An 8663-nucleotide genomic window follows, 5' to 3' on the forward strand; every position below is an offset into this window, starting at 1 on the left:
CGGGCCGAAGCCTCCCGCAGCGGAGGCCCGCAACTCACGTTGCTTTTGGGTCCCGCAGGCTTCGGCCGCTTGAACTGAGAACGAATAGCGCGATTCCGTGAGGAATCGCCGTCCTCGGTAAGAGCGACACCATAGCGGCGCGAGGGGGGCGCGCCGAGGACGAACCCGACAGAAGTGAGGAAGTGGATGGATTGTTGCTCTTGCGACCCAACGGGTCGCGCGGGCCGGAGCCACCCCCGGCGTAGGGCCGCCACTTCGCGCTGCTCGTTGCGCCCACGCTGGCTCCGGCCACTACAGGCAAGCCGGTTAGGGTAGTTTTAGCCCTTTGCCCACTGCGGGTCCGCGACCCGTTTATTCCGAGAGGCAACGCAACGGAAAACCGTGGCCGCGATAGTGCGTGACGCTGGGGTTGAGGTACTGCGAATAGAAATGCAAGTCCAGGCTGTAGATGCCGCTCGTGGTGGAAGACCAGCCGAACCCGTAGTTGCCGACGTCCCTTGTTACACCGGCATAGCCCGCGCGACCGAAGTCGCGGTAGCCCGGGGCGGAAAGGGATTCAGCCCCCGCATTCTCAATAGACTGTTTTTGCTCCGGCGCTACCCGTCTTTATCCAAACTATAAAAAAAGAGAGGGAAGCGACACTTCAATGTGTCGCTTCCCTCCGGTTTTAGTCATGATTGAATTATTAGAAGCGAACCCCGGCCGTCAGCTGGAAGACGTTGTTCCGAGAGTTGCCGTCTTTCAAAGCGTGGCTTACCCCGAAATTGTACCGGGCATCCAGCACGATCGGCCCGAAGTCGTAAGAAATACCGACCGGAATGGCTACTTCAGCCGTGTGGAATGCATTTCCGACTCCGTCTTTCGTTTTAGTGCCGTCGATCTTGGTGATCGAGCTTGCGCCGAGGCAGAAGCCGGCCTGAACCCCTGTCTTCAGGGCAAGGTTCTGGGTCACATAGAAGTTGGCCAGCACCGGCACGTTCAGGTAGTCGCTCTTGAGGCGCGTTTTGATTTTCGTACCGTCGATCGTCTCTTTGTTAGTTACGCCTTGTCGCGAATAGAGCACTTCGCCCGAAAGACCGAACCAGTCGACACGATACTCGGTGAAGATACCGGCTGTGAATCCGACTTTGGCGTTCATGTCCGTGTGGCTCATGTTCGACACGGTCATCCCGGCCTTAGGCCCCCAGGTGAACGTTTTTTGTGCGGAAGCGGTCGATACGCCGGCGATCATCGCTGCGGCGGCTGCCATGGAGAGAATTGCGTACTTTTTCATAACTGTAAAATTTTTATAGGTTTACGATAAAGTTATCTATTCGACCAGCCCGCAGACTCCGAGTAACTCTTCGTAAACGAAGGAGGCAAGGATCACGCGAACCGTCTCCACAGTCATTATCAAAGGTTGTGCCACACTCGGCGATTCGAGTCGAATATCGCGGGCGAAATCCGTTTCGGGCCCTCCTGCCGCCTTGTAGGCCGCCTCTTTGGCGCACCAGAGCCACAAGGCCGGTCGGGAGGGAAAGATGCGGGCTGCTGCCGCCAATTCGCCCGGCGCAGCGATGCGAGCTGCTGCCCGGCTCGCATCCCGGTCGATCCGTTCGATGTCGATGCCGCACTGCCCTGCGGTCGAAGCCGCTACGGCTGCCCAGCCGGTTGTGTGTGAGATAGAGATGTCCTGTTTTGTCGATGGCGACACCAGTCGGGGTCGCCCTTGGGGCGTGTATGAGATTCGTCCGCCCAGCTCTTCGCAGACCAGCATCCGCGTTCCGAGCCACTCGCGTCGCCGCTGTCCGCCGGAGCGACCGGTCGCTTCCGGAAAGGTTTCGAATACGGCCTGTTCTGTGTCCGTCAGTTGCGCCCGCTCCAAGAGTTCCGCCTCTGTGAAGGCCTCCAAAGGCGCCAGCCACACCGAAAATTCCGTTCCGTCGATCGGGATCGGGATCGTTCGGCTACTCTTTCTCTTCGTTCGTGTCGTCATGGTTCCCGTCCGTCGCCTCGTCGGGTTGCAGAAAAGTGACTTCCACTTCGGTAATGCGTCGGTTTTCGACGCGCAAGGCCTTGAATTCGATATCTCCCTCCTGTACGCTCTCTCCTTCGCAGAAAAATTCGCCGCGAATCTCCAGCATCAATCCCGCCAGGGTGTCCGCGTCGCCCCGCGCTCCGTCCAGCAGCCCGTCGGGCAGCTCCAGCACGCGGAGAAAATCGCCCAGATGGGTCCGCCCTTCGAAGATGTACCGGTGGTCGTCGATCTGGCGGAAGAAGTCGTCTTCGGTGTCCGATTCGTCGGCAATCTCACCGACGATCTCCTCCAGAATGTCTTCCAGCGAGGCGATCCCGAGCGTCCCGCCGTATTCGTCCACGACGACGGCAATGTGGATTTTCCGCTTCTGGAAATCTTCGAGCAGGTCGTTGATCTTTTTATGTTCGGGCACGAAATAGGCCGGCCGGAGCAGCTGTTGCCAGTTGAAGTCGGCATCGGCTCCCAGATGGGGCAGCAGGTCTTTGACGTAGAGAATCCCGCGGATGTCGTCAAGGTTTTCGTGGTAGACGGGAATGCGCGAGAATCCGCTCTCGACCACCGTTTGTTTCACGTCGGCGAAGGTCGCGCCGATCTCCAACGCTCTCACATCGATACGCGGTTTCATAATTTGATCGACTTCGGTCGCGGCGAACCGGACGATGCCAGTCAGCATCTTTTTGTCGTCTTCGGAGTCGGTCTCGGCAATCTCGATGGCGTCGGTCAGGTCGGTCACCGAGAGGTTGCTCTGTTTCCGGGCCAGTGCCCGGGTAATCACGCCTCCGGTGCGAATCAGAATGGCCGACAGGGGCCGGAACAGACGCTGGAGCGACAGGAGCGGAACGCTCATCCGCTGGGCGAACGAGAGGCTGTTGTAGGCGGCGAAAATTTTGGGCATGATCTCGCCGAAAAGCAGGAGCAGGAAGGTGACGATAATCACCTTGACGATGAATTCCAGTGCGGTCGCCCCGCCGAATACCACCATGCCGTCGATCAGGGCGTTGGCGGCGAGGATGGCGCCGATGTTGACCAGATTATTGGTAATCAGGATGGTGGAGAGGAGACGGTCTTTGTCGTCGAGCAGCCGGAGGGCGGCCTGTGCCTGCGTGCCGTCCGACTCTTCGAGTTCGTGGATGTCGTTCGGTGAGAGCGAGAAAAAAGCGGTTTCGGAGCCGGACACCAAGGCCGAAACGATCAGCAGCCCGATGAGTGCGGCGAGAATCCAAAGCAGTTGCGGGTTGAACGGGAGAAATGCGATCCCTTGAAAATAGTCGTCCATAATCGGGGGTAAAGATAGCGATTTTTCGGCGATCCGGGGGCTAAAAACGCTTCGGTCTCGCCGGAACGAATCCGGCGAGACCGATGCGAGAGTCGAAACGGGCCGACGCTATTTCTGCCGTCCGAGCCGCCAGGCGACATGTCCGTTCCCGTGTCCCAGCACGAGCGAGTCGGCGTCGAGCCGCAGAACGGTCAGGGTGTCGCACATCGGCAGGGTTTGGCCGTTCCCGATGCTTTCGCCGGTCAGGATCAGGGCCTTCGGAGCCGTCAGGTTCCAGCCGGTGATCTGCAATGTCGCCATCCCGATCGAAGCGGCAGTCCCGTCTTCGTTCAGCGCGAATCCCTGCACCGCGGTCGAATCGATCGGATTCGGTTCTACCCACTGGCCTTGGATATAGAAGTAAGGCGAGTGAGCCGTGACGTTCAATTCCTGCGCTTCGAGCGCGTTGTGGCCCTGTACTTCGATCGTCCGGCAGGTCAGGCTGACGGAGTCGTCGACCAGTACCCCCTGTACCTTGGCCGGATCGGCACCCAGCGTGCTGATGGTCAGGGTGTCTCCGGCTTCGGTCCGTACGGTGACGGTGTTCATCGAGGCGTCCAAGACCCGACCGTTTACGGTTTCGGTTTGTGCCGTTTTGGGGCCGCAGGCGGTCATCCAGCCACAAGCGACAGCTGCTGCGAAGAGCGCTGTCCGTGCAATGCGATGGTTCATAAATGATCGTGTTAAATGGTTTGTCTTCAGTGGACAAAGGTACTCAAAAACGGGTAACGATCCGCGCTTATTTGCCTCCTTGGGCGACGGTCGTCAGAAATTCTTTCAGAATCGACAGCGATTCGGTCGGCTGTTCGATGAATCCCATGTGCCCCGACCGTTCGAGCCACGCCACGCGTGCCTGTGGCTGTGCCGCGGCCATCGCTTCGGCCGCCGCCACGGGGATGTAGTTGTCGTCCCGGCCGAAAATCATCAGTTCGGGGATGCCGAAACCGCGCATCTCGTCGTTGCGATCCCGCCGCCGCGACATCCCTCGCAGCACGGCCGCGATCGCGGCGTCTTCCGTCATCATCACCTGTTCCGAGAGCTCTTCGATCGCCTCGGAGCATCGTTTCAGGTTGGCCTCCGCAAAGCCTTTGCCGGGATTGACGCGCGCCAGCATCTCTTTTTTGCCCGCCTCGATCAGCTCGATTTCGCGCTGCCGGTTGGCCGCTTTTTCGGGTGTGTCAGCGTTCGGCGAGGAGTGGAACAGTACCAGGCCCTCCACCTGTTCCGGGTGGTTCGCAGCGAGCGCCAGCGCGACGTAACCGCCCATCGAATGGCCCACGACCGTGCATCTTTCCACCCCGGCGACCCTCAACACGGCCGATACGGTGTCGGCCATGTAGTCGATGTCGATCACGTCGCGGCCGCCCCACTCCGAAAAGCCGTGGCCCGGCAGATCGACCCGAATCACGCGGTACTCCTTGCCCAGCTCGCCGGCGAAGTCGTCCCAAACTTCGATCGATTCTAAATAGCCGTGCAGCAATACGACGACTTGCGTCCCTTTCCCGGCGTCGGCATAGCGCACCGGTGTGCCGTCGGCGATGACGAATTTTTCCATGTCCGTTCGATTTTTATGGTCGGTTAAATTTCGATTTCTCCTTCGAAAATGCGTTCCGCCGGCCCGGTCAGCCGGATGTCGGCGAAAGTTCCGGTCTCGGTCTCGGCGAAGGTCACCCCCAGTATCCCGCCGCGTGTTTCGACCGTGAAATCGAAGCACTCCGGCTGCCGGACAGCGTGCGTCACGAGCGCCGCAGCCGTCACGCCGGTGCCGCAGGCCCAGGTCTCGGCCTCCACGCCGCGTTCGAAAGTGCGCACCCGGATCTGTCCTTCGCCCGCCACCTCCACGAAATTGACGTTCGTGCCGCCGATGGCTTCGAAGTCGGCCCGCCGCCGGATCGTTGCGCCGAGCCGCTCCACGTCGAGTCCGTCCAGCCGGTCGGTGAATTCGACGTAGTGCGGCGAGCCGGTGAAGAGGAACCACGACCGGCCGTCGGCCAGCTTTTCCGGCGCTCCGGTGTCGATCATCTGCAACCGGACGAGGCGGTCGTCGAGCAGTTCGGCCGTGTGGATGCCGTCGCTGCTGTCGAACCGTTTGACGCGGCCGCCGATGCCGAGGTGGTCGGCGAAGCGGACGATACACCGCCCGCCGTTGCCGCACATGGTGGATTCGCCGCCGTCGGCGTTGTAGTAGCGCATCCGGAAGTCGCAGCCGGGTGTCGCGCTGTTTTCGAGGGTCATCAGGCCGTCGGCGCCGATGCCGAACCGCCGCTCGCAGAGGGCGCGTATCTCCGGACGGGTCAGGGCGGGGGCGTCGTGTCGGGCGTCGAGCAGGATGAAGTCGTTCCCGGCGCCCTGGTATTTGGCGAATCGCACGTTTTTCATATCGGCAAATATAGCTTTTTATGTGTTTCCCCGGGTGACGGATATTTGCGGACGCGGGCGAGCGTTGGGGGTGGCTTGGCGGATATGCATTTAAATCCTATATTTGTACAATGGGCACAGGGGGCTGCTCCGGTGCCGGAGGTCTGAAATTTTCGAAACAGCGTATGATATGATACCAGAAATAGCGAACCATCGCAGTGTCCGGAATTTCCAGCCGGGGCGACCGATTTCCGATTCGCTGATGACCGAATTGCTGGCTGCCGCGGCGCGGGCGTCGACGGTCGGAAATATGCAACTCTACAGTATCGTGGTGACGTCGGTCGGTTCGCCGGTTTTCGGGGAGCTCGGGCCGTGCCATTTCAACCAGCCGGCGGCGACCGGAGCGGGGGCGTTGGTGACTTTCTGTGCCGACGTGCACCGTTTTTCGATGTGGTGCCGGCAGCGCGGAGCGGAGCCGGGGTACGACAACCTGCAATGGTTTGTGAACGGCGCGATCGACGCGCTGCTCGCTTCGCAGAACTTCTCGTTAGAGGCGGAGGCTAACGGGTTGGGGATTTGTTATCTCGGGACGACGACTTACAATGCGGCGGATATCGTGCGGATCCTGCACTTGCCGCGCGGGGTGGTGCCGGTGACGACGGTGGCGGTGGGGTATCCGGCGGAGCCGCTGCCGGAGCTGACCGACCGGCTGCCGCTGGAGGCGGTCGTGCATCGGGATAACTATCGGGACTATACGCCGGAGTGGATCGACGAGGTGTGGGCGGCGCGGGAGGCGTCGGAGGAGACGGCGCGACTGCTGGCGGAGAATGAGTTGCCGAATCTGGCGCGGATTTTCACCGAGCGGCGGTATACGACGGCGGACAACCTCCGCTTTTCTCGGGCTTATCTCGACGTGTTGCGCGGACAGGGCATGTTCGAGTTCGACCTGAAAGACTGAAATTTTTTTTGACACGCATACTTCCCAATTCAAACGATGAAAAAGTTTCTTTTGTTCCTCCTGCCGGTCATCGGTGCGGCGGGTTGGCGTTCGGCTCAGGCCCAGACGGTTTTCGTTCACGAACCGACCATTCCGGTGGTTGTCGGGCGTGCCAATAATATTATTTTCGACCTGCGGGTGACGCCGACGATCGACAGTCTCTATATGAGCGGCGTGACGATCGAGTTTCCGGAAAAGGACTTGCCGTATATCGAGGCGGTGCGGGTCTTTTACACCGGAACCACGTCGATGCTCGGCTCGCGCACGGCGTCGTCGGGGCTGGCGCACGGCATAGCGGAGTATGGCGGGGGACAGACGGTTTACGACCATCCGGCTTATGCCATGCTGCTGGCTCAGGATACGACGGTGGCGGCGCAACGGGATGGGACGGTGACTTTGCGTTTCGATCAGCGGCTTTTCCCGTGGACGAATTACTTTTATGTCAGTCTGGCGGTGGCGAAGGATACGCCGCTGACTTTCAAGTTCGAACCGCAGGTCAAAGAGGTGCTTTTCAACGGGAGTGCGCAGGGGAGGATTACCCGTACACGGCGGACGGACGGACACCGGTTGGCGCTGGCGGTGCGGACGGCGGGGGACGACGGGGTGCATACCTATCGGATTCCGGGGCTGGCGACGACGGCCGAAGGGACGTTGCTCGGGGTGTATGACGTGCGGAATCACAACAATATCGATTTGCAGGAGGATGTGCAGGTGGGGCTGAGCCGGAGTACGGACGGGGGGCGGACGTGGGAGCCGATGCGGCGGGTGATGGATTTGACGGCTTACGGCTCGTTGCCCCGGTCGCAGAACGGGGTGGGCGACCCTTCGATTCTGGTGGACCCTTTGCGGGGGCGGACGTGGGTGATGGCGTTGTGGAACCACGGGATGGGCGGCGGACGCGGCTGGTGGGCGTCGCACAACAATGCGATGACGCCGGAGGAGCAGACGGGGCAGGTGTTGTTGGTGCACAGCGACGATGACGGGCGGACGTGGTCGGAACCGGTCAATATCACGGCGCAGATCAAGGATCCGACGTGGCATTTGATTCTCCAGGGACCGGGGCGCGGGATTGTGATGCAGGACAGTACGCTGGTCTTCCCGATTCAGTGGACGGATTCGACGCATATGCCGTTCGCGTCGGTGGTTTGGAGTCGCGATAACGGACAGACGTGGACGATCGGTGCGCCGGCGTTCACCAACACTACGGAAGCACAGGTGGTAGAAATTGAACCGGGGGTATTGATGCTGAACATGCGGCGGAACGGGGGCGATAGCCGGGCGATCTGCGTGACGCGCGATATGGGTCGGACGTGGGAGGAGCATGCGACTTCGCGCAGTGCTTTGCGTGAGCCGGTCTGCATGGCGAGCCTGATCCGGGTGCCGGCGGCGGAGAATGAGTTGGGGCGGGATTTGCTGCTGTTTTCGAATCCGGATACGACGCAGACGAGAGCGAAGATTACGATCAAGGCGAGCTTGGACGGGGGGGCGACGTGGCTGCCGGAGAACCAGTTGTTGTTGGATGAGGAGCCGGGTTGGGGGTATTCTTGCCTGACGATGATCGATCCCCGGACGGTGGGGATTTTGTACGAGAGCAGTGTGGCTCAGATGGCTTTTCAGGCGATTCCGCTCCGTGATATCGTCCGGAAGGAACGGTAGGGCTTTTGCGCTGTGCGTAGGTTGGGGGGAGCTGCCACTTGCCCGTTGCGGGCCCGCGCGGCGTCGCGCGGGCGAAGAATGGGGGTAGAGGCTGCCGCAGCAAAACGAAGTTTTGCCCGTCCACGGGACGTGGGGCCCGCGCGGCCCGAGCGCAGTACCCTCCAGTAGCCAAAGACGCGCGCCCCGCCTAAAGCAGCGATTCAACTATTTCGGCGGTGAGCCGAAATAACTGAATCGCGTAGGCGCGCGAAAAAACTTGATCCGCGCAAAGTTCTGTCGCCCGCCCGCGGCAATTCTTGCCGGTTGGCACTCGGCCAATC

Annotated in this window: 8 protein-coding genes; 2 read left to right on the forward strand and 6 right to left on the reverse strand. The window is 60.8% G+C overall.

The genetic code is table 11. From position 1 onward, the window contains the following. Positions 1-685: 685 nt before the first annotated feature. From QZ302_RS07000 to dapF, 6 genes are all read right to left on the reverse strand, one after another. Positions 686-1273 carry a porin family protein gene (locus tag QZ302_RS07000; RefSeq protein WP_294593950.1) on the reverse strand — a complete coding sequence of 196 codons (588 nt, stop codon included), beginning with the start codon at positions 1271-1273 and terminating at the stop codon, positions 686-688. A 36-nt stretch (positions 1274-1309) separates the two neighbouring features. Continuing rightward, entirely contained in the window at positions 1310-1975 is a 666-nt protein-coding gene (locus tag QZ302_RS07005) for a 4'-phosphopantetheinyl transferase superfamily protein (RefSeq protein ID WP_294593952.1), read from the reverse strand. Continuing rightward, on the reverse strand, positions 1947-3293 hold the full coding sequence (gldE, locus tag QZ302_RS07010) for a gliding motility-associated protein GldE (protein WP_294593953.1): 1347 nt from the start codon (positions 3291-3293) through the stop codon (positions 1947-1949). The genes QZ302_RS07005 and gldE overlap by 29 nt, the downstream gene beginning before the upstream one ends. Positions 3294-3401: 108 nt before the next feature. Beyond that, on the reverse strand, positions 3402-4004 hold the full coding sequence (locus QZ302_RS07015; protein ID WP_294593955.1) for a lipocalin family protein: 603 nt from the start codon (positions 4002-4004) through the stop codon (positions 3402-3404). A gap of 67 nt (positions 4005-4071) precedes the next feature. Continuing rightward, the gene (locus tag QZ302_RS07020; protein WP_294593957.1) at positions 4072-4887 is read right to left on the reverse strand and encodes an alpha/beta hydrolase; all 816 of its coding nucleotides are present in this window, start codon (positions 4885-4887) and stop codon (positions 4072-4074) included. A gap of 23 nt (positions 4888-4910) precedes the next feature. Beyond that, positions 4911-5711: a diaminopimelate epimerase gene (gene dapF, locus QZ302_RS07025; RefSeq protein WP_294593959.1), complete on the reverse strand. Its 801-nt coding sequence runs from the start codon at positions 5709-5711 to the stop codon at positions 4911-4913. 169 nt (positions 5712-5880) lie between these two features. Between dapF and QZ302_RS07030 the strand changes: the two genes are divergently transcribed. Together QZ302_RS07030 and QZ302_RS07035 are read left to right on the forward strand one after the other, a co-directional pair. Beyond that, positions 5881-6648 carry a nitroreductase family protein gene (locus tag QZ302_RS07030; RefSeq protein ID WP_294593961.1) on the forward strand — a complete coding sequence of 256 codons (768 nt, stop codon included), beginning with the start codon at positions 5881-5883 and terminating at the stop codon, positions 6646-6648. A gap of 36 nt (positions 6649-6684) precedes the next feature. Then, positions 6685-8343 (forward strand): sialidase family protein, encoded by a 1659-nt coding sequence (locus tag QZ302_RS07035; RefSeq protein ID WP_294593963.1) that lies wholly within the window; start codon positions 6685-6687, stop codon positions 8341-8343. The last annotated feature ends 320 nt before the right edge of the window (positions 8344-8663 follow it).

This window comes from uncultured Rikenella sp., from assembly GCF_910579375.1.
In the GTDB taxonomy this organism is placed as follows: domain Bacteria; phylum Bacteroidota; class Bacteroidia; order Bacteroidales; family Rikenellaceae; genus Rikenella.

Coding starts and splice junctions, on each gene's coding strand:
- QZ302_RS07020 (WP_294593957.1), bottom strand. CDS start 4,887: ATGGAAAAATTCGTCATCGCCGACGGCACACCGGTGCGCTATGCCGAC.
- QZ302_RS07005 (WP_294593952.1), bottom strand. CDS start 1,975: ATGACGACACGAACGAAGAGAAAGAGTAGCCGAACGATCCCGATCCCG.
- gldE (WP_294593953.1), bottom strand. CDS start 3,293: ATGGACGACTATTTTCAAGGGATCGCATTTCTCCCGTTCAACCCGCAA.
- QZ302_RS07000 (WP_294593950.1), bottom strand. CDS start 1,273: ATGAAAAAGTACGCAATTCTCTCCATGGCAGCCGCCGCAGCGATGATC.
- dapF (WP_294593959.1), bottom strand. CDS start 5,711: ATGAAAAACGTGCGATTCGCCAAATACCAGGGCGCCGGGAACGACTTC.
- QZ302_RS07035 (WP_294593963.1), top strand. CDS start 6,685: ATGAAAAAGTTTCTTTTGTTCCTCCTGCCGGTCATCGGTGCGGCGGGT.
- QZ302_RS07030 (WP_294593961.1), top strand. CDS start 5,881: ATGATACCAGAAATAGCGAACCATCGCAGTGTCCGGAATTTCCAGCCG.
- QZ302_RS07015 (WP_294593955.1), bottom strand. CDS start 4,004: ATGAACCATCGCATTGCACGGACAGCGCTCTTCGCAGCAGCTGTCGCT.